17 protein-coding genes are annotated in these 19,340 nt (G+C 63.7%); 10 read left to right on the top strand and 7 right to left on the bottom strand.

The window, feature by feature from the left end; all coding sequences use genetic code 11:
* Positions 1 to 209: 209 nt before the first annotated feature.
* Both CUJ91_RS04490 and CUJ91_RS04485 read left to right on the top strand, forming a co-directional pair.
* Positions 210 to 824 carry a hypothetical protein gene (locus CUJ91_RS04490; protein WP_244230968.1) on the top strand — a complete coding sequence of 205 codons (615 nt, stop codon included), beginning with the start codon at positions 210 to 212 and terminating at the stop codon, positions 822 to 824.
* Positions 821 to 1,363 (top strand): hypothetical protein, encoded by a 543-nt coding sequence (locus CUJ91_RS04485; RefSeq protein ID WP_053857722.1) that lies wholly within the window; start codon positions 821 to 823, stop codon positions 1,361 to 1,363. Before CUJ91_RS04490 ends, CUJ91_RS04485 begins: the two co-directional genes overlap by 4 nt.
* 82 nt (positions 1,364 to 1,445) lie before the next feature.
* On the opposite strand, the gene CUJ91_RS04480 is transcribed toward CUJ91_RS04485, so the two are convergent.
* Positions 1,446 to 2,792: an ABC transporter ATP-binding protein gene (locus CUJ91_RS04480; protein WP_053857721.1), complete on the bottom strand. Its 1,347-nt coding sequence runs from the start codon at positions 2,790 to 2,792 to the stop codon at positions 1,446 to 1,448.
* 111 nt (positions 2,793 to 2,903) lie between these two features.
* On the bottom strand, positions 2,904 to 4,655 hold the full coding sequence (locus CUJ91_RS04475) for an ABC transporter permease (protein ID WP_006048432.1): 1,752 nt from the start codon (positions 4,653 to 4,655) through the stop codon (positions 2,904 to 2,906).
* 684 nt (positions 4,656 to 5,339) lie between these two features.
* Between CUJ91_RS04475 and CUJ91_RS04470 the strand changes: the two genes are divergently transcribed.
* Together CUJ91_RS04470 and CUJ91_RS04465 are read left to right on the top strand one after the other, a co-directional pair.
* A complete protein-coding gene (locus CUJ91_RS04470) occupies positions 5,340 to 7,031 on the top strand; it encodes a sensor domain-containing diguanylate cyclase (protein ID WP_029970034.1) in 1,692 nt (563 codons plus the stop codon).
* Positions 7,032 to 7,145: 114 nt separating this feature from the next.
* Positions 7,146 to 7,412 (top strand): double-stranded DNA-specific endonuclease, encoded by a 267-nt coding sequence (locus tag CUJ91_RS04465; protein WP_006048434.1) that lies wholly within the window; start codon positions 7,146 to 7,148, stop codon positions 7,410 to 7,412.
* A 111-nt stretch (positions 7,413 to 7,523) separates the two neighbouring features.
* On the opposite strand, the gene CUJ91_RS04460 is transcribed toward CUJ91_RS04465, so the two are convergent.
* Together CUJ91_RS04460 and CUJ91_RS04455 are read right to left on the bottom strand one after the other, a co-directional pair.
* The gene (locus tag CUJ91_RS04460; RefSeq protein WP_006048435.1) at positions 7,524 to 8,843 is read right to left on the bottom strand and encodes an ATP-binding protein; all 1,320 of its coding nucleotides are present in this window, start codon (positions 8,841 to 8,843) and stop codon (positions 7,524 to 7,526) included.
* The gene (locus tag CUJ91_RS04455; protein WP_006048436.1) at positions 8,827 to 9,552 is read right to left on the bottom strand and encodes a response regulator; all 726 of its coding nucleotides are present in this window, start codon (positions 9,550 to 9,552) and stop codon (positions 8,827 to 8,829) included. The genes CUJ91_RS04460 and CUJ91_RS04455 overlap by 17 nt, the downstream gene beginning before the upstream one ends.
* A 219-nt stretch (positions 9,553 to 9,771) precedes the next feature.
* On the opposite strand from CUJ91_RS04455, the gene CUJ91_RS04450 reads away from it, so the two are divergent.
* Positions 9,772 to 10,305: a Spy/CpxP family protein refolding chaperone gene (locus CUJ91_RS04450; RefSeq protein WP_053857719.1), complete on the top strand. Its 534-nt coding sequence runs from the start codon at positions 9,772 to 9,774 to the stop codon at positions 10,303 to 10,305.
* Between the two features lie 217 nt (positions 10,306 to 10,522).
* Here the strand turns inward: CUJ91_RS04450 and CUJ91_RS04445 are convergent, their stop codons facing one another.
* Complete coding sequence (locus CUJ91_RS04445) at positions 10,523 to 11,233, bottom strand: pirin family protein (protein WP_114155889.1); 711 nt, start codon at positions 11,231 to 11,233, stop codon at positions 10,523 to 10,525.
* Between the two features lie 492 nt (positions 11,234 to 11,725).
* On the opposite strand from CUJ91_RS04445, the gene CUJ91_RS04440 reads away from it, so the two are divergent.
* From CUJ91_RS04440 to CUJ91_RS04420, 5 genes are all read left to right on the top strand, one after another.
* Positions 11,726 to 12,502, top strand: a complete 777-nt coding sequence (locus tag CUJ91_RS04440; protein WP_006048439.1) for an ABC transporter substrate-binding protein — start codon at positions 11,726 to 11,728, stop codon at positions 12,500 to 12,502.
* Between the two features lie 311 nt (positions 12,503 to 12,813).
* Entirely contained in the window at positions 12,814 to 13,503 is a 690-nt protein-coding gene (locus CUJ91_RS04435; protein WP_006048440.1) for an ABC transporter permease, read from the top strand.
* Positions 13,500 to 14,213, top strand: a complete 714-nt coding sequence (locus CUJ91_RS04430) for an ABC transporter permease (protein ID WP_114155888.1) — start codon at positions 13,500 to 13,502, stop codon at positions 14,211 to 14,213. The genes CUJ91_RS04435 and CUJ91_RS04430 overlap by 4 nt, the downstream gene beginning before the upstream one ends.
* A gap of 41 nt (positions 14,214 to 14,254) precedes the next feature.
* Positions 14,255 to 15,034, top strand: a complete 780-nt coding sequence (locus tag CUJ91_RS04425) for an ABC transporter ATP-binding protein (protein ID WP_029970039.1) — start codon at positions 14,255 to 14,257, stop codon at positions 15,032 to 15,034.
* 640 nt (positions 15,035 to 15,674) lie between these two features.
* Complete coding sequence (locus tag CUJ91_RS04420; RefSeq protein ID WP_006048443.1) at positions 15,675 to 16,799, top strand: porin; 1,125 nt, start codon at positions 15,675 to 15,677, stop codon at positions 16,797 to 16,799.
* Positions 16,800 to 17,007: 208 nt separating this feature from the next.
* Here the strand turns inward: CUJ91_RS04420 and glnK are convergent, their stop codons facing one another.
* Entirely contained in the window at positions 17,008 to 17,346 is a 339-nt protein-coding gene (gene glnK / locus CUJ91_RS04415) for a P-II family nitrogen regulator (RefSeq protein ID WP_006048444.1), read from the bottom strand.
* A gap of 115 nt (positions 17,347 to 17,461) precedes the next feature.
* The gene (locus tag CUJ91_RS04410) at positions 17,462 to 19,237 is read right to left on the bottom strand and encodes an NAD+ synthase (RefSeq protein ID WP_114155887.1); all 1,776 of its coding nucleotides are present in this window, start codon (positions 19,235 to 19,237) and stop codon (positions 17,462 to 17,464) included.
* Positions 19,238 to 19,340: the final 103 nt, after the last annotated feature.

Genomic DNA, 19,340 nt, shown 5'->3' with positions numbered 1-19,340 from the left:
TTCGCACCACCAATCAAACCGGTCTGCAGCTTGAGCAGAAACCGGTTTGGTGCGCACCATGTTTTGCAATTGCTTGCACTTTCCCTCTGCCATTTACAAAACGCATCCTGCAAAATGCAGCAGCCCATTTTCGACGATGGGACGACATGCCGCCGGCTCGCCGTTGCCTTCGCACGCGAGCCGGAGCACTTGCAAGAGTAGAGACAGGGATGCAAAAGAAAATGCTGTGCGCCGGGTGCCTGGAACCAGGCTTGAAACCGCGCTTGAAAGTGCGCCGCCAACCAGAAGCGAGGCGCGGATGGGGTAACGCAACGGTCCTCGTTGCGTTGAGCCTGGCGCTCGCGTCGGCGCTCTCGGGCTGCAGTTCGTTCTACACAGAAGGCGCCACCGCCGGCGCGGGTATCGCCGGCGCCGCGCTCGCGGCGAAGGTCACGAGCAACGCCGCCGTCGCGACCGGCATCGGTCTCGGCGCGGTGGCCGCGGCGCGAGCGGGCGTGCAGTACTCCGAGCGCGTGGTCCACCGGAATACGCAGGACGGCATCGCGAAGATCGCCGGGCCGCTCGAAGTGGGCGCGATCGCGCCGTGGAGCGTCACGCATTCCATGCCGATCGAAGACGACGAACACGGCCGCGTCACGGTCAGCCGCACGATCAGCGCGGGCGCGCTCGACTGCAAGGAAATCGTCTTCTCGGTCGACCACATCGCGACGAAAAACGTGCCGGCCAGCAGCACGTTCTACGTGGCCTCCATCTGCCGCGACGGCGAAAACTGGAAATGGGCGTCGGCCGAACCCGCCACCGAACGCTGGGGCGCATTGCAATGACCGCGCGTGCGTTTCCGGCCGCTCAGCGGCTGCATCGCGCGAGTCTGACGGCGCTCGCCGGCGCGCTATGTCTCAGTGCGACGCTTCTCACGAGCGGTTGCTCGTCGATCGGCGCGGCGAGCGGCGCAGCGGCCGGCGTCGCGTCCGGCCTCGTCACGTCGAATCCGGCGGTGGGAATCGGCGTCGGTATCGCGGTGCAAGCCGCCACCGACGAAGCCATCGGCCGCTACATGCGCAGCATGCACAGCGACCAGCAGAATCTGATCGCGGCTTTGGCCGGCGCGATGCCCGTCGGCGAAACGCGTCCGTGGTCCGTCAAACATACGCTGCCCATCGAGAACGGCCACGGCCAGGTGCGCGTCACGCGCGCGTTCGGCTCCGCGCTCGCGCTATGCAAGGAGTTCGTGTTCTCGGTGCAGGACGGCGACGGACCGAACGCACGCGAAGACTGGTACACGGCAAGCGCGTGTCAGCAGGAGAAAGGCTGGAAATGGGCGTCGGCGGAACCGGCCGTGGAGCGCTGGGGCAATCTGCAATAAAACGAATCGCACCGCATAACGAAAAACGGCAGGGTCTCCCCTGCCGTTTTCATTGAACCGTACTACGTGAGCGCCGCGGTGCTCACGACTCCACGTCTTCCAGACTGAAGATTTCGGTCTGGTCGTTGTAGGAAAAAATCTCGCCATAGCGCCCCCAGTTGATGACCGCGTCGAGCGTTTCTTCGGCGGCGCTGTCGGACAGAAAATCCTCCAGTTCCTGCTCGAAGCGCACGCGCGGTGCGCGATGCCCCGGCCGCTCGTTCAGCACCTTCTTGATTCGCGCGGCGAGCGGCACATGCCGCAGTAGATGCTCGGCGAACATCATCTTGCGCTCCTGCGTGCCGAATTCGGCGAACACGCGCGCGGGCGGCGTCAGGAAAATATCGCCTTCGCGGACGTCGGCGAAACCGAGGTGCTGAAGCACTTCCGCGACCGGGAACAGGTCGTCCACTTCGAGATGCAGCGAACGCGCGATTTCCGGCATGTCCGCGCGGCCGTGATACGGCGCGGCGGCGAGCGTCTCGATCAGACCGGCCATCAGGTTGGTCGACACATGCGGCAACCAGCTATGCAGCTCGAGGCCCTTCCGCGTTTTCTCGTCGGTCTGACGCGCGGTCATCTTCGCGTAGATCTCATCCACCAGACGCCGGAACGCCGGATCGAGACGATTGCGCGGATGCTTGAACGGCACCTTGATCTCGGCGATCACGCGGCCAGGATTGGACGACAACACGAGAATCCGGTCGCACATGAACACCGCTTCCTCGATGTTGTGCGTGACGATCAGCACCGCCTTGATCGGCATGCGGCCTTGCGTCCACAAGTCGAGCAGGTCGGTACGCAGCGTCTCGGCGGTCAGCACGTCGAGCGCGGAAAACGGCTCGTCCATCAGAAGCAGTGTGGGGTCGACCACCAGCGCGCGCGCAAAGCCGACGCGCTGGCGCATGCCGCCCGACAACTCGCGCGGATACGCGTTCTCGAAGCCGTCGAGGCCGATCAGGTCGATTGCGGCGAGCGCGCGTTCGCGCCGCTCGCGCGCGGCCACGCCTTGCGCCTCGAGCCCGGCTTCCACGTTTTGCAGCACGGTCAGCCACGGGAACAGCGCGAAGGTCTGGAACACCATCGCGACGCCCTTCGCGGGACCGTCGAGCGGCTTGCCCATGTATGTGACTTCGCCGTCGGTCGGCTCGATCAGACCGGCGATGATGCGCAGCAGCGTCGACTTGCCCGAGCCCGAACGCCCGAGCAGACCGACGATCTCGCCTTCGCGCAGCGACAGGTTGGCGTCGTCGAGAACCAGCAGTTCGCCTTGCGACTTGTTGAAACCGCGGCACACGTCCTTGACGCGCAGGATTTCTTCGCCGAGACGCGGTGGCTTCGGCGGCGTCTGGATCGGCGCGGCGGTCGTGGCAGCTTTAGGATTTTGCATCGCGTTATGCCTTCAATTCTCAGGAAAACACCGGGCCGCGCAGGTTTGTCGTGCACCGCGGCAGGCCAGGCGCGTAGCGTCAGGGCCTCAGAGCTTCACGGCCTCAGGGCCTCAGTCCAGCCGCAGCTTCGCTTCGGCGTAGGCGTACATCGGACGCCACAGCAGGCGGTTGAACAGCGTCACGAATAGCGACATCACGGCGATGCCGACGATGATCTTCGGATAATCGCCCGCCGCCGTCGACTGCGCGATATAGGCGCCGAGCCCGTGCGCGGCCACCTTCGTGTCGCCCCACTGCACGAATTCCGCGACGATGCTCGCGTTCCATGCGCCGCCCGACGCGGTGATCGCGCCCGTCACGTAGTACGGGAAGATGCCCGGCAAGATGGCCTGACGCCACCACTGCCAGCCGCGGATATGGAAATTCTTGGCCGCCTCGCGATAGTCGTTCGGATACGAAGTCGCGCCGGCAATCACGTTGAACAGGATATACCACTGCGTGCCGAGCACGATCAGCGGCGAGAGCCAGACATCCGGGTTCAGGTTGAAGCGCACGATCACGATCACGAAGACCGGAAACAGCAGATTCGCCGGGAACGCGGCCAGAAACTGCGCGAGCGGCTGAATCTTCTCGGCGAGCGCCGGCCGCAGGCCGATCAGCACGCCGACCGGCACCCAGACCACCGACGCTAGCGCGATCAGCACCACAACCCGCAGCAGCGTGATCAGACCGAGCACGAACACGTGGCCGACTTCATCGAGCGACACGCCGGTGCGCACGTAGATGAACACGCGATACACCACATAGACAGTGGCGACCAGCACGAGCGCGCCCCACACGATGTCGCCGATGCGCGAGCTCTTCTGGATCTGCGGAATCGGAAAGCGCGGCGCTTGCAGCGCGGGCAAGCGGAACGGCACGCGCGCGGCCTTCGCGAACATCCAGCCGAGCGGCACCAGCAAGCGGTGAATCAGCCGCGTGCGGCGAATCAGATCGAGCAGCCACGACTCGGGCGCGTCGCCCGAACTGGTGGTCTCCATGCGGAACTTGTCGGCCCACGCCACCAGCGGACGGAAGAGGAGCTGGTCGTAGGCGAGAATCACGACCGTCATCGCGAGGATCACCCAGCCGATCGCATGCAGGTTCTTGACGACGATCGCCTGCGCGAGATACGCGCCGATGCCGGGCAGCGTGATCGTGTTATTGCCGACCGTGATCGCCTCGGATGCGACCACGAAGAACCAGCCGCCCGACATCGACATCATCATGTTCCAGATGAGGCCGGGCATCGAGAACGGCACTTCGAGTTTCCAGAAGCGCTGCCACGACGTCAGATGAAAACCGCGCGAGACTTCGTCGAGATCGCGCGGCACCGTGCGCAGCGACTGATAGAAGCTGAACGTCATGTTCCACGCCTGGCTCGTGAAGATCGCGAAGATCGCCGCGAGTTCGGCGCCGAGCACGCGGCCCGGAAAGAGCGCGAGAAAGAACGTGACCGTGAACGAGATATAGCCGAGCACCGGCACCGACTGCAGGATGTCGAGAATCGGCACCAGCACGAGTCCGGCGCGGCGGCTCTTCGCGGCCAGCGTGCCGTAGGCGAGCGTGAAGATCAGCGACGCGACCATCGCCGCGAGCATGCGCAATGTGGTGCGCATTGCGTACTCGGGCAGATTCGCCGGATCGAGCGAGATCGCCTGGGTCTTCAGCGTCGACATCGGCGCGAGCGTCTCGTGAAAGCCGATCGCCGCCATCGCGATGATGCAGATGATGAGCGGAAACGCGACGAAGTCCCAGCGGTTGGGCAGCACGCGCCATGCCGACGCGTTGGCGGTGCGCTTCAGGTTGAAGCTGAAATCCATCAGACCGGCTCCTCGTTAATACAGGCGTTCGAATGCGCGAAGGAGGCCGCGGCTGCCGCGCGGCGGTCTGAAGTTCGGTCCGGAAAGCGGAAATCAGGCATGGCAAAACGCGTGTGCGCGGTAAATCGTTAGCGTACGAGACAGGTGGACCGGCAACGGAAGCGCCGATGGGCAAGCCGCCCCCGAACCGCAATCGTCAAGCCTGAGTCCTGTCGCCGCAGGCGCCGCCCGTAGGCTGGCGAGCTTTCCTTTGTTTTGGACGGCACGACACTACACCATCCTATGTTTCAGGCACAACCTTTGACGGCAAATCCGGCAACTTGCTGCGCCCCGCCTGACAACGGCCCGGCAATGGCCTGACAGTGGCCTTCCGCGAAGCTTCCGTGAAGACCGCGAGCCTCGTTGCGCGTCTCGTCGCGCGTGGCCTATTGCCGCTCCCGGCATCAAGAAAACGGCGCGGTTGCCGTTAAGAGCCTGATGGGTGCAGCCCATCTGGATTCATTGCCGCGATAAGGGTGCCGTCTGGCCCCATGACGGTTAGAATCCACTAAAGATGCGCCCGTATGGATGGTTTTATCCCGGCCCGCGCGGCGCAACCCCGAGCGAAACGCGAGGCGAAACGGCGCCGCGGCGCTGCCACGAATAAGCTAGTTGCATGTCTCAGCCAGACGGATCAGAGGGTCGATGAACAGGACAACCTTGCGCCAGGCAACCGGCCCGATCGGCTTCGTGCTGATCGTACTGGCTTGCTGGTTCGTGGCCGGCATGGTCGCGGACCGGATGGTACAGCAAGAGCTCAACGCGGCGTTGCACGCGCAGCGTCAGATGGCCGCCTCGATCGTCGACAACATGGCGGAGGTGATCGCAAGCGACCTCGCGATGTCGCGAGCCATTCCCGCAACCATGGCCGAAATGGACGTGGTCCAGAACGCGCTGGTGCAATCCCGGAATTATGCCGCGAACGGCGAGACGACGGAACCCGCGCTGCGCGCCGCGTTGCTAAAAGACCCGCATCTTGGCGCGGTCAGCACCTTCCTGCACCGGGCACAGGGCTTCTCCGGGCTCGATCAGGTGTGGCTCGTGAATGCCAACGGCATCTGCGTGGCCTCGAGCGATGTCTCCGGCGATCCGCAGAGGCGGCGCGCCTCGTTCGTCGGCGTCGACATGCGGGTGCGCGCGTATCTGACCAACGCGCTGCTCGGCGCGTTCTCCGAAACCTATGGCGTGGGCCGCACGAGCGGCGAACCCGGCATCTTCATCGCGGTCCCCGTCTATGCGGACGGCGAACTCGCGGGCGCGGTCGTCGCCAAGGTCGGCATCGCGCGGTTGCGCCACTGGGTCGCGCATGCCGGCACCTTCGTCGCCGACGATAACGGCGTCATCATCATGGCGCACGACAGCAAGCTCGAAGGCCACGCGTTGCCCGATTCGCGCGTGACGAAGATGAGCGTCGCCGAGCGCACCGTGACCTATCGCCGCGACGCGTTCCCGGACATCCAGATTCGCGTCGACAACGAAGTGCGTGAGCAGGCGCCGTGGGTTTCGGCGACCGTCGCCGGGCAACTGTTCGGCTCGGCCGGCCGCCTGGGGCCGTCGCTGTATCAGACTCGTGGCGGCCTGAACTCGGGGCTCTCCGCGCATCTGGTCGAGCCGCTCTCGGCCTGGCCGGAGCTGTTGCGCAACCATAAGCGCGATCATCTGCTGGTGTTTCTGACGCTGGCGGGTACCGTGGCGCTCGCGTGGGTGATCACCGTGTCGTACGTGCGCGAGCGGCGCCATCATCGGGCCACGCGCGATCTCGCCGAGCAGTTGCAGTCGGCCAATACGCTGCTTTCGGCGGAGGCGCGTCACGACGCGTTGACGGGCGCGCTGTCGCGCCGCTACTTCCTCGATCTGCTGCGTCACGAGATCGATCGCGCGCACCTCGGCAACCAGCCGCTGTGCATGGCGATTGCCGACCTCGATCACTTCAAGCAGATCAACGACCGCTTCGGCCATGCCGCCGGCGACCGCGCGCTCGAGCATTTCGTCGAGACCTGCCGCGCCGAACTGCGCGGCGCCGATGCAATCGGCCGGCTAGGCGGCGAGGAGTTCGGTGTGCTGCTGCCCGGCACCGATCTCGCGGGCGGCCGCGAAGTGGTCGAGCGCCTGCGCTTGCGTCTGAAAGCGGTGCCGTCGGCGAAACTGCCTGCGTCCGTTACGCTCAGCGTGAGCATCGGCATCACGGAGTTGTCCGTCGACGACCTCCCGGAGCGGATCATGAGCCGCGCCGACATGGCGCTCTATGCCGCCAAGACCGGCGGGCGCGACCGCACCGAAGCGCTGCCGCCCGACGACACCGCCCCGCCCGCGCGCACGGTCGCAAGCGTCTGGTAACGGCGAGTCCGCTCCTTGACGCGACGCAAGCCGGAGCTTCGAGCCTTCCGCAAGCAAGCAGGTATGATCGACACTGACCTCGAGTTGTCGCTACCGCTTTAACGGGAGATTCGCATGAAGGGAAATCTGGTCATTGTTTGCCGCGATCAGGATGCTGACGCGTTCGACCATCTGCTGGCTGAGTACGGCGCGTTCCAGACGCGGCTGTCGTCGACCGCGTGGTATCTGAAGCTCGATGTCGCGCCGGAAGTCATTCAGGAAGAGATACTCGGCCGCCTCGGCAAGTACACGACCCACTATATTTTCGAAGCCGAAACCGTGACGTGGAATACGGTGGATAGCGAAGCCGCCAACGCGCTGAATACGTTGTTCTCGGATTAGGGCGCGAGAGGGAGGCGGTTGCGTGTGCGGCCGCATTCATGACCTCGGCGGCGGACCACACCAGCCCACGACCAAACCAGGCGCGACGCAACGCCGCGCCTGCAACTCAAATCACCAGACACTGCTCTCCGACGCCGCCCTCGCCTGAGGCACCGCCGAAAACGGGAAGCTCATCAAAACGCGCAAGCCGCGGCCGTCGTGGTTGCCGATCTGCCACTCGCCGCCCGCGCGCCGCACCAGCCGCTCGACAATCGCAAGCCCAAGACCGCTGTGGCCATTGCCGCCGCGCGCGGGGTCGAGCCGCACGAAAGGCCGGCTTGCGTTGACGAGGTCCTGCGCGGCGATGCCCTTGCCGTTATCGCTCACCGACAACGTGAAGCCTTCCGCCGTGCGCGCAGTGGCCACGACGATCGGCGGCGCTCCGTACGCGTGCGCGTTGTCGAGCAGGTTCGACAGAATCCGGTCGAGCGTGGCAGCGGGCAGCATGAAGCCGGGGCCGGCTCGCAGATCGGTCTGCACCGCGGGTGCGCCCGAGGCCACCGCGCGATAGCTGCGCACGACACGCTCGCATTGCGCATCGACCTCGACGGCTTCGCTGCGATCCGCGCCGTCGTGCGCGAACACCAGGAATTGTTCGACGATGTGCGTCATCGAATCGACGTCGCGCACGACGCCGTCGCGCATCTTCGCTTCGTCCATCATTTCGGCGCGCAGACGCAAGCGCGCAAGCGGCGTCTTCAGATCGTGCGCGACGCCCGCGAGCATCACCGCGCGGTCGTTCTCGGTGCGCGCGACTTCCTGCACCATCTGGTTAAAGCCATGCGTCAATTGCCGCAACTCGCGCGGTCCGCGCTCGGGCACGGGCGGCACCGGCAGGCCACGGCCGAAGCGCGCCACCGCCTGGGCGAGCGAGCGCAACGGCTGCTGCAACGCCCATGCGGCGAACAGCGCCGCCATCACCGCGAACGAGAAGATGATGACGAGCCACAGCACGGTTCGGTCGAGCGAGCGCGGCGGCCGCAGCGGCTGCACCGGCACGACGATCCAGCTACGGTCCCTGGGCGCGCGTACCCACAGCGTGGGCGGCGCTCCCGGCAAACCGACGCGCACCTGCGTGCCGGACGGCATGCGGTCGCGCGCGTCTTCGATAAACCGTTCGAGCGGCGGCGGCAGATTCGATGTCTCGGGCGGTACTTCGGGGCTCGCCGGATCGACGAGCTTTACGCGCGACGGCAGCGGCTGATCGGGATTGCGGGCCACGTGCTGACGCACCGCGTCGACGAGGAACGTGGCTTCTTCAACGGCATAGCGGGTTTGCAACTGGCTGCGCTCGAGGCGCATGAGCGCATACCACGCGAAGTGCGACAGCAGCAGCACCGCGACGACCAGCAAGGCCAGCCGTCCGAACAACGAATCAATGGGCCGGCGCATTCTGATCGCCGTCGGGCACGAACACGTAGCCGCGCCCGCGCACTGTCTGAATGAAGCGTGGCGTGGACGGGTCCGTTTCGAGAATGCGCCGCAGACGCCACACCTGCACGTCGATACCGCGGTCGGTGCCGTCGTATTCGGGACCGTGCAGCAACTCGAGCAGACGCTCGCGCGTCAGCGTGCGCATGGGATGGTTCACGAAGATTTTCAGCAACGCGAACTCGCTGCCCGACAGCGTGAGCGGCTTGTCTTCCTGATGCAGCGTGCGCGACTGGAAGTCGAGCGTGAAGCGGCCGAAGCTGAACGGCTCGCGCTGTTCGGGCGCGGCCGCCGAAGGCAGCGTGCGCCGCCGGCGCAACACCGCCTGCACGCGTGCGAGCAGCTCGCGCGGATTGAACGGCTTGCCGAGATAGTCGTCCGCGCCGAGTTCGAGACCGACGATCCGGTCGACGTCGTCCGCACGCGCGGTCAGCATGATGACGGGAATATCGTCGCCCGACGCGCGCAGCTTGCGCAATGCAGTGAGCCCGTCGACACCGGGCATCATCAGGTCGAGCACGATCAGGTCGGGACGCTCGCGTTCGAGCCTGCGCTCGAGCGAGCCCGCGTCGTGCAGCACCGAGACTTCGATGCCCTGACGGGCCAGATAGTCGCGCAGCAGATCGCGCAGTTCGACGTCGTCGTCGACAACAAGTATTTGAGTAGCCATGGAATGAAGTTTAACGCGCGGCAGCAGCGGTTTTCGATTTCACAGTGGCCTCAAGGGTTACCGGGTGTTACGGTGAAAGCTGCACGTAATGGCCCGTAACAGCGGCGCGAAGGCGCGTAACACAGCGCCGGATGCAGTTCTCTACGCTGTGTCTTACCGAATGCAGGCCGTCAACTGGATCGGATGCATCGTCGGCTATTCCATTACAAGGAGCCTTACATGTCCACCAAAAAAATCTCGCGCGCCCTCGCCGTTGCCGCCACCGCTCTCGCCATCGGCGCGGGCGCTGCCTATGCCGCACAACCCGCTCATGAGGCCCACGGCGGTCCCGGCGGATGGCACGGGCACTTCATGAAGGAACTCACGCAACTGCACGATCAGTTGAAGCTGAACGCGGATCAGGAAAAGCAGTGGCAAGCCGCACTCGACACGATGAAGCAAGGCCATGAAGCGATGCGCGCGAACCACGAGCAGATGAAGAACCAGTTCAAGGCCGCGCAGCAGCAGCCGATTCTGGATCTGAATGCGATGGCTTCCGCTCATCAGCAGATCGAGCAGAAGGACGCGCAGTTGCGCCAGCAAACCACGGACGCCTGGCTCAAGTTCTATAACGGCCTGAACGACCAGCAGAAGACGACCGTCAGCACGGCGCTGAAGCAGCGCTTTGCGAAGATGGAGTCGCGTCACGAGAAGATGCGCGAGCGTTGGCAGCAGCATCATGGCGCGGCGTCGGCGCCGGCTGCGAGCCAGTAAGCGGCGCGGCCGCCGCGCGGTAAAGCGCGGCGGCTTCGCAGAAACAGAAACGCCACGGAGCGCAGTTCAAAAACTCCGTGGCGTTTTCCATATATACATATAGCGGCGCGTGCATAGCTCACCGCAAAAAGCTGACCTTGCAGCACGCGCCGTTTGCGCCGTCTTGGTTGCGCCCTCAACCAACTCCGCGTTGAGCGGCGCAACATCTGCCCCCGCTTCAGCTATCCAGCCGTCCAAGGTCGAACAGCAGCACTTCGGCCTGATCGCCCTTTTCCAGCGTCACCGCGTCCGTATCGCTGAGCTTCGCGGCATCGCCCGCTTGCAGCGCCTCGCCGTTCACCGTCAGCGAGCCGCGCGCGACGTGCACGTATACGAGCCGTCCCGCGGGCACCGCGAAGCTGGCCGTCTCCGCGCCGTCGATCAAGCCCGCGTAAATCGACGCGTCCGCGTGGATCGTCACCGAGCCGTCGCGGCCGTCGGGCGATGCGACGACGCGCAGGCGGCCGCGCTTGTCGGCGGCGTCGAAGCGCTTTTCCTCGTAGCCCGGCTGATCGCCCGCGCGTTGCGGAATCACCCAGATCTGCAGCAGATGCGCCTCTTCGTCCGGCGACGCGTTGAACTCGCTATGCATCACGCCCGTGCCGGCGCTCATGCGCTGCACGTCGCCGGGGCGGATGGTCGAGCCGTTGCCCATGCTGTCGCGGTGCGCAAGCGCGCCTTCGAGCACATACGTGACGATCTCCATGTCGCGGTGCCCGTGCGTGCCGAAGCCCTGGCCGCCCGCGATGCGGTCTTCGTTGATCACGCGCAGCGGCCCGAAATGGACGTGCTCGGGATCGCGATAATCGGCAAACGAAAAGCTGTGATACGAGTCGAGCCAGCCGTGGTTGGCGTGGCCACGCTCGTCGGAGCGGCGAATCTCGATCATGACGTACTCCCGGTGAAATTGGCGATGGCGAGAATGTATGGGCTCGCCGCCCGATCCACAATCGGGCGCGGGCGCACCGGATCGTTTCGCAAATCCGCTTAATCGAAGTTGGCGAAGCGGGCCGCGCCCATCGAACCGTCGTCTACCGCTTTCGCAACGCGCCGCGCGAATGCGTCGCGCATACGCAACGGCCTTGATGCAGCGCCGGCGCCGCGGGCAACGCGCACTGGCGCCGCGCCCCTGTTCGGGTAAAATACCGCGCTTTTCAACGCATAGGGTGGCCGAAGGCTCGCCTGCCAAAGCCTTGGCAAAGCCTTGGCAAAGGCTCGCAATGGCCTGGCAAGGCCGGACACCACGCGGAAAACCGCGGCGGCGCGACAATTTTGACCGCCTAGAATAGCGACGGCCGGCCACGAGCCGAGGCGACGGCCGGCCACGAGCCGGCTTCGTCGGGATCGGACACCACGACGATCAGTTTGACCCAGGAGAAACATGAAGAAGCTCGCACTGTGCGTAGCGCTCGCCGTCATGGCCACCGGCGCCATGGCCAAAGAATGGAAAACCGTACGCATCGGGGTTGACGCCAGTTATCCGCCGTTCGAATCGAAGGCGGCCAGCGGCCAGGTCGTCGGGTTCGACGTCGACGTGACCAAGGCGCTGTGCGCGCGAATGAACGTCAAATGCGTGTGGGTAGAGCAGGATTTCGACGGCATCATCCCGGCATTGAAGGGCAAGAAGTTCGACGCGATCGTGTCGTCGCTGACCATCACGGACAAGCGCCGCGAGCAGATCGACTTCTCCGACAAGCTCTTCGACGCCCCCGCGCGCATGATCGCCAAAGCCGGCTCGCCGCTGCTGCCCACGGCTGAATCGCTGAAGGGCAAGCGCGTCGGCGTCGAGCAGGGCACGACCCAGGAAGCGTACGCCAAGGCGTATTGGGAGCCGAAGGGCGTGACCGTGGTGCCCTATCAGAACCAGGATCAGGTCTACGCCGATCTCACGTCCGGCCGGCTCGACGCCGCGTTGCAGGACGAAATCCAGGCCGACGCCGGTTTCCTGAAGACGCCGCGCGGCAAGGGCTTCGCGTGGGCGGGCCCGGAAGTGAAGGACCCGAAGACCATCGGCGAAGGCACGGCCATCGGTCTGCGCAAGGACGATGCCGAACTGAAGGCGATGTTCAACAAGGCGCTCGCGCAGATTCATCAGGACGGCACGTTCACGAAGCTCGAAAAGCAGTACTTCGACGTCGAGATCTATCCGGCACACTGAGCACGCACCTGGGCACCGTCGGAGCGCCGCCTTTGGGCACCAGCGCCGCTCCCATCAGATGCAGCAATCGCAGCAATGAGAAGACTCGGGCTCGCCCGCATGGGCGCTCGCGAGGCTTCGTAATACAGTCGGTCTAGTTTCAAAGAGAGTCGAAAAGCGCGCTGCAGGACCGGCAACGGCCATGCAGTCATGATTTGCACAGCGGTGCGCTGTGCGCCGCGGATCACGGCGAGCCACGCTCGCGGTACATGCGGCGCCAGGCCGCCCGCGTCTTTCGCGGTGTGCCGCAAGCGCATCGTCAAGGACCCCCTATGTTCCTTCAAGGCTACGGCCCGCTGCTTCTCAACGGCACCTGGCAAACCGTCAAGCTGGCGGTGTTGTCACTGGCGCTCGCTTTCTTGCTGGGCCTTCTCGGCGCGGCGGCGAAACTGTCGAAGAACCGCTTCTCGCACGGCGCCGGCACCGTCTACACGACGCTCGTGCGCGGCGTGCCCGACCTCGTGCTGATGCTGCTGCTGTTCTACAGCATCCAGATCTGGCTCAACAATCTGACCGACCTGCTCGGCTGGGACCAGATCGACATCGACCCGTTCGTGGCCGGCGTCGCGGTGCTCGGCTTCATTTACGGCGCGTACTTCACCGAAACCTTCCGCGGCGCCTTTCTCGCGGTGCCGCGCGGTCAGCTCGAAGCCGGCGCGGCCTACGGTATGACGAGCTGGCAGGTGTTCGCGCGCATCATGTTCCCGCAGATGATGCGCTTCGCGCTGCCCGGCATCGGCAATAACTGGCAGGTGATGGTGAAGGCCACGGCGCTCGTGTCGATCATCGGACTCGCGGACGTCGTCAAGGCTTCGCAAGATGCGGGCAAGGGCACGTTGCGGTTCTTCTTCTTTACCCTGCTTGCGGGGGCGATCTATCTCGTCATCACCACAGTGTCGAACTTCGTGCTGATGTACCTCGAAAAGCGTTACTCGACCGGCGTGCGAAAGGCGGATCTATGATCGAGATCATTCAGGAATACTGGCGCAATTATCTCTACACGGACGGCTACCGCTTCACGGGTCTCACGATCACGCTGTGGCTGCTGGTGGTGTCGATCGGACTCGGCTTCTGCCTGTCGATCCCGCTTGCGGTGGCGCGCGTCTCGAAGAGGAAATGGCTCGCCGGTCTCGTGTGGCTTTACACGTACATCTTTCGCGGCACGCCGCTTTATGTGCAGTTGCTGCTGTGCTACACGGGCTTGTACAGCCTCGAAGTCATCCGCAATCACGAGCTGACCAACGCGTTCTTCCGCGACGGCATGCATTGCACGCTGCTCGCCTTCACGCTGAACACCTGCGCGTACACCACGGAGATTTTCGCGGGCGCGATCAAGGCCACGCCGTACGGCGAAATCGAAGCGGCGCGCGCGTATGGCATGTCGTCGTTCACGCTGTACCGGCGCGTGATTTTGCCGTCGGCGCTGCGCCGCGCGCTGCCGTACTACAGCAACGAAGTCATTCTGATGCTGCACGCCACGACCGTCGCCTTCACCGCGACCGTGCCGGACATTCTGAAGATCGCGCGCGACGTGAACTCGGCGACGTATCAGTCGTTCAACGCGTTCGGCATTGCCGCCCTGCTCTATCTGTGCATTTCTTTCGCGCTCGTGTGGCTGTTCCGCCGCGCCGAGCGCCGCTGGCTCGCTTACCTGCGGCCGCAAGGCAAATAAGCGGGCACACGCCCCGCGGTTAAGCACGCCCAAGGACCCCGATGAACAACACGAAGCAAAAGCTTTTCGTCGACGAACTTCATAAACAGTACGGCGATAACGAAGTCCTCAAAGGTGTTTCGCTGAAGGCGAACGCCGGCGACGTCATCAGCGTGATCGGCTCGTCCGGTTCGGGCAAGAGCACGATGCTCCGCTGCATCAACTTCCTCGAACAGCCGAACGCCGGCCGCATCTTCGTGGACGGCGAAGAAGTGCGCACGCAAAAGAACAACCAGGGCGCGCTGCGCGTGTCCGACCCGAAACAGTTGCAGCGCGTGCGCACCAAACTGTCGATGGTGTTTCAGCACTTCAACTTGTGGTCGCATATGAACGTGCTCGAGAACATCATCGAGGCGCCCGTGCATGTGCTCGGCCTAAAGCGCAAGGAAGCCGAAGACCGCGCGCGCGAATATCTCGAGAAAGTGGGCCTCGCGCCGCGTCTCGAGAAGCAGTATCCGTCGCATCTGTCGGGCGGTCAGCAGCAGCGCGTGGCGATCGCGCGCGCATTGGCGATGCATCCCGACGTGATGTTGTTCGACGAACCGACTTCCGCGCTCGACCCCGAACTCGTCGGCGAAGTGCTCAAGGTCATGCAGACGCTCGCCGAGGAAGGCCGCACCATGATCGTCGTCACGCACGAAATGGCGTTTGCGCGAAACGTGTCGAACCACGTGATGTTCCTGCACCAAGGGCGCGTCGAAGAAGAAGGCCGCCCCGACGACGTGTTCAAAAACACGCGCAGTGAGCGCCTGAAGCAGTTCCTGTCCGGCAGTCTGAAATAGCAATGCGGTAGCAAAACATATCGCACAGCCTGGTATTTGAGATTTGGCGATGACTCATCGCAACGCCTCATGACCGGGCTGTAGTCGAAGTACTTTTTACAAGGCGCTTACGAGCGCCTTTTTTGTTTCGGTCACCTGTGTAATCCGCGCTTTTCGGCCGCGAAACCGTCGCGTACAAGCCTCCCAACGCGTCTTTTCGCCCCTACCCTGCCGTATCCGAAGCGTCAATAGTGGCAATCCTTAATCTTGCCCCCGTCGATCCGTGATTCCCTTGTCGCATAAGGGCTTTAGCCGTTTTGACACAGGCGGCAATGGGTCTTTGCCCACATCGGTATTGCAATTTGGAGACACAGGTCAACGCCGGTACTAATTTCTTCTCACACTCAAGTGTATTTTTGATAAATTAGTAACCAAAGTAGCAAAACTAAGTTCATTAAAAGTAGTTTTACTTCAAAGCACAGAGGAGAACCGGTCGGCGAGGGATCGGCATGACGACCAGACAGCCCCAAGGCTGCACGTCAGGATAGGAGACCAATCCGCCCGCTAATCTCCCTGGTACCGATTTCTGTTCGGCGCAACTCGCGTCCGAACACCATTCGCAGTACTGGGTTTCACTTTTTGACAGGGTATGGAGGAGAAGATGAAGAAAGCTTTGCTCGCCGCTGCGCTGATGTCGGCCGGGGTTGTTGCACATGCCCAAAGCAGCGTAACGCTGTATGGCCGCCTGGACGCAGGTCTCGAATACATCAGCGGCCTGCCGAACGCCAACTATACCGGTTCAACCTCGCGCTTTCGCGCGGAAAGTGGTGACTGGGGCACGAGCCTGTGGGGCATGAAGGGCGTCGAGGATATCGGCGGCGGCAATAAGGTCCTGTTCCAGTTGGAAGGCTCGTTCAACACGATGAACGGTCAGGGTCCTGGCGGCGGCGGTCTCTTCAATCGCTGGGCAACGGTCGGTCTGTCGAACAGCGCATACGGTACGTTGACGATGGGCCGCATGCTCTTCATCTCGAACGGCGTGTGGGACTTCGACCCGTTCGGTCAGTCGAACTGGTCGTCGGCGTCGCTGGTGCGTGGCCGCAACTGGCCGCAATCGAGCAACAACATCGCTTACCAGTCGCCGAAGTTCTACGGCTTTGACGTGTACGGTCAGTACGCGCTGTCGAACGCGACGAACTGGAACGGTAACGGCACGACGCCGCAAGGCCGCGAAGCCGGTCTGCAAGTGACGTACACCTCGTCGCTGTTCCAGTTGCGCGGCATGTACGACGAAATCCGCAACAACACCAACGGCAACTTCACGGACCCGTTCACGGCATCGCGCGAGTACACGGCTGCGTTCAACGTGTTCCTCGGTCAGTTCAAGATCCAGGGCGCGTATCAGGCAGTGCGCACGTCCGCGGCTGCCAGCGCGGTAAACGCTGCGCCGACCTCGCTCGATCACGAATGGGGCGGTGTGACGTGGCAAGCCACGCCGGCTGCAGCACTGATCGCGGCTGTGTATCACGTGAACGCGAACAAGGGCGGCGGCAACGCAACGATCTACACGATCGGCGGTTCGTACAACCTGTCCAAGCGCACGCTGCTGGACATCCAGGTCGCGACCGTGCGTAACAGCAAGTCGGCTAACTTCGGTCTGGATGCGAACAACGCAGGCCGTGGCGGCAACATCACCGCTTCGGACGGCACGGTCTCGTACAACGAGAACCCGCTGCCGGGCCACAGCCAGACCGGCGTGTACGCAGGCATTCAACACTCGTTCTAATCGAACGGTGTTCCCCGAAGGCGGCGCCTTCGGGGCTTAGAAGTTCTTCAAGAGAATCTTTTTCACGCTGCTGCGAGAGGCGCGTATCGGTGCGATGTCCGAAAGGGTATCGCACCGTTTTTTATTGGCGCGAAGGCTTCGCGAGTTCTGTCGACGTTGCGCAAAGTCTCCTGCTCGCGCCGGCGCACCGCTTCGGTGCGCGAGCCGCTTAGACGGCCGCTTCGTTTTCTTCGCCGGTACGGATGCGAATCACGCGCTCCACGTCCGCGACGAAAATCTTGCCGTCGCCGATCTTGCCGGTGCGTGCCGCGCCGATGATCGCGTCGATCACCTGGTCGCACTGGTTATCCGCGACGACGACCTCGATCTTCACCTTCGGCAGAAAGTCGACCACATACTCTGCACCACGATAGAGCTCGGTATGGCCTTTCTGCCGGCCAAATCCTTTGACTTCGGTGACGGTCAGGCCCGTGAGGCCGACTTCAGCGAGCGCCTCGCGCACTTCGTCGAGTTTGAACGGTTTGATGACTGCGGTGATGCGCTTCATGGCGAACCTCGTCTCGTGACTGGAAGAGTGAAAGGGAAATGGATGATTTTTATTCTACGCCGCGCCGGATGCGTTGCGGCAGTCCGGCGTGCGTCGCAATGCCCGCGGCTCCGATTCATTCCACCGGTTCGGTGTAGCGCGACGTGATCGGATAGCGCCAGTCGCGGCCGAACGCGCGATGCGTGACGCGAATGCCGATCGGCGCCTGGCGGCGCTTGTACTCGTTGATCTTGATGAGCCGCGTGACGCGCTTCACGTCGTCGGCCGCATAACCCGCGGCGATGATTTCGGCGAGCGAGCGGTCCTCTTCCATGTACATGCGCATGATCGCGTCGAGCACGTCATAGGGCGGCAAGCTGTCCTGGTCGGTCTGGTTCTCGCGCAATTCCGCGGAGGGCGCGCGCGTCAGAATGCGCTCGGGAATCACGTTCTGCGTGTCGAAGGCCGTGGCCTGATTGCGGTAGTGGCACAGCCGATAAACGAGCGTCTTCGCGATGTCCTTGATCACCGCAAAGCCGCCGGCCATGTCGCCGTAAAGCGTGCAGTAGCCCACCGCCATCTCGCTCTTGTTGCCGGTCGTGAGGACGATCGAGCCGAACTTGTTCGACAGCGCCATCAAGAGCGTGCCGCGGATGCGGGCCTGGATGTTTTCCTCGGTGGCGTCTTCCGGGCGTCCTTCGAATTCCTGCGCGAGCGAACTGCGGAACGCGTCGAACATCGGCGCGATCGCGATTTCGTCGTAGCGCACGCCGACGCGGCGGGCCATCTCGGCGGCGTCGGTGGTGGAGATGTCGGCCGTGTAGCGCGAGGGCATCATCACCGCGCGCACCCGATCCGCGCCGAGCGCGTCGCACGCGACCGCCAGCACGAGCGCTGAATCGACGCCGCCCGAGAGGCCGATCAGCGCGCCAGGGAAACCGTTCTTGTTGACGTAGTCGCGCACGCCGATGACGAGCGCCGCGTAGACCTGTGCCTCCAACGAAAGCTCGGGGGCGATTGCTGGGTTGGCGCCGGTTGCGCCGCTGAAGAGCTGCGCGTCGTTGGCCTTCGCTTCACCGCCATGACCGCGCAACGGCACCGCGTTTTCAAACTCCACGAACGCCGTCGCTTCCTCGAACTGCGGCATCTTCGCGACCAGTTCGCCTTGCGCGTCGAGCACGAACGAGCCGCCGTCGAACACCAGTTCGTCCTGCGCGCCGACCATGTTCACATAGACCATCGGCAACCCGGTCTCGCGAATCCGCGCACGCAGGATGTCGAAGCGCACCGCTTCCTTGTTCAGGTGAAACGGCGAGCCGTTCGGGATCAGCAGCACTTGCGCGCCCGCGGCTTTCGCCATTTGCGCGGCCGACGCATGCCACGCGTCTTCGCAGATCACCACGCCGTACTTCACGCCGTCGAGTTCGAAGACGAACGGCTGCGCGTCGGACGCGAAGTAGCGCTTCTCGTCGAACACTTCCGTATTGGGCAAATCCTGCTTGCGATACGTGCCGGCGATCCGGCCGTCCACCACCAGCGACGCCGCGTTGAACGTGTCGACCGGCGGCACGCCGCGCTGGATCGGCGCGTTTGCATTACCATGACCACTCGCCGCGCTGTTGGCAACACTGTCAGCAGCGTCGCGCAACGGATGACCGACGATCACATGCAAGCCGGCGAACTGCTTGAGTTGTTGCGCGAGGTCCGCCAACGCAGCAGCGCTTGCGGTATAAAACGCGGGGCGCAGCAGCAGATCTTCGGGCGGATAGCCGGACAGCGCGAGTTCGGGCGCGACCAGCAGCTTCGCGCCGGCGCTGTGCGCGTCACGCGCGGCGGCGACGATCTTCGCGACGTTGCCGGCGAAGTCGCCGACGGTGACATTGATTTGAGCAAGAGCGATTCGTGTCTTCATGGCAGGATCGACGGGCAAGCGAAAGGCTTGCGGAGGGCTTGCAAATAAAGCGGCTTGTTGTGGGCTCGACGGAACGGACAACTCGGATAAACGAACGACGCAG

This window comes from Paraburkholderia graminis (genome assembly GCF_003330785.1).
In the GTDB taxonomy this organism is placed as follows: Bacteria; Pseudomonadota; Gammaproteobacteria; order Burkholderiales; family Burkholderiaceae; genus Paraburkholderia; species Paraburkholderia graminis.
The sequence above is the reverse complement of the archived record's forward strand: the minus strand, read 5'-3'. Positions and strand labels throughout refer to the sequence as shown.

Excerpts from the sequence above, each read along its gene's own strand:
- CUJ91_RS04450 (WP_053857719.1), top strand. The coding sequence starts at position 9,772 with ATGTCCACCAAAAAAATCTCGCGCGCCCTCGCCGTTGCCGCCACCGCT.
- CUJ91_RS04460 (WP_006048435.1), bottom strand. The coding sequence starts at position 8,843 with ATGCGCCGGCCCATTGATTCGTTGTTCGGACGGCTGGCCTTGCTGGTC.
- glnK (WP_006048444.1), bottom strand. The coding sequence starts at position 17,346 with ATGAAGCGCATCACCGCAGTCATCAAACCGTTCAAACTCGACGAAGTG.
- CUJ91_RS04485 (WP_053857722.1), top strand. The coding sequence starts at position 821 with ATGACCGCGCGTGCGTTTCCGGCCGCTCAGCGGCTGCATCGCGCGAGT.
- CUJ91_RS04445 (WP_114155889.1), bottom strand. The coding sequence starts at position 11,233 with ATGATCGAGATTCGCCGCTCCGACGAGCGTGGCCACGCCAACCACGGC.
- CUJ91_RS04440 (WP_006048439.1), top strand. The coding sequence starts at position 11,726 with ATGAAGAAGCTCGCACTGTGCGTAGCGCTCGCCGTCATGGCCACCGGC.
- CUJ91_RS04475 (WP_006048432.1), bottom strand. The coding sequence starts at position 4,655 with ATGGATTTCAGCTTCAACCTGAAGCGCACCGCCAACGCGTCGGCATGG.
- CUJ91_RS04425 (WP_029970039.1), top strand. The coding sequence starts at position 14,255 with ATGAACAACACGAAGCAAAAGCTTTTCGTCGACGAACTTCATAAACAG.
- CUJ91_RS04490 (WP_244230968.1), top strand. The coding sequence starts at position 210 with ATGCAAAAGAAAATGCTGTGCGCCGGGTGCCTGGAACCAGGCTTGAAA.
- CUJ91_RS04410 (WP_114155887.1), bottom strand. The coding sequence starts at position 19,237 with ATGAAGACACGAATCGCTCTTGCTCAAATCAATGTCACCGTCGGCGAC.
- CUJ91_RS04465 (WP_006048434.1), top strand. The coding sequence starts at position 7,146 with ATGAAGGGAAATCTGGTCATTGTTTGCCGCGATCAGGATGCTGACGCG.
- CUJ91_RS04455 (WP_006048436.1), bottom strand. The coding sequence starts at position 9,552 with ATGGCTACTCAAATACTTGTTGTCGACGACGACGTCGAACTGCGCGAT.
- CUJ91_RS04435 (WP_006048440.1), top strand. The coding sequence starts at position 12,814 with ATGTTCCTTCAAGGCTACGGCCCGCTGCTTCTCAACGGCACCTGGCAA.
- CUJ91_RS04420 (WP_006048443.1), top strand. The coding sequence starts at position 15,675 with ATGAAGAAAGCTTTGCTCGCCGCTGCGCTGATGTCGGCCGGGGTTGTT.
- CUJ91_RS04480 (WP_053857721.1), bottom strand. The coding sequence starts at position 2,792 with ATGCAAAATCCTAAAGCTGCCACGACCGCCGCGCCGATCCAGACGCCG.
- CUJ91_RS04470 (WP_029970034.1), top strand. The coding sequence starts at position 5,340 with ATGAACAGGACAACCTTGCGCCAGGCAACCGGCCCGATCGGCTTCGTG.
- CUJ91_RS04430 (WP_114155888.1), top strand. The coding sequence starts at position 13,500 with ATGATCGAGATCATTCAGGAATACTGGCGCAATTATCTCTACACGGAC.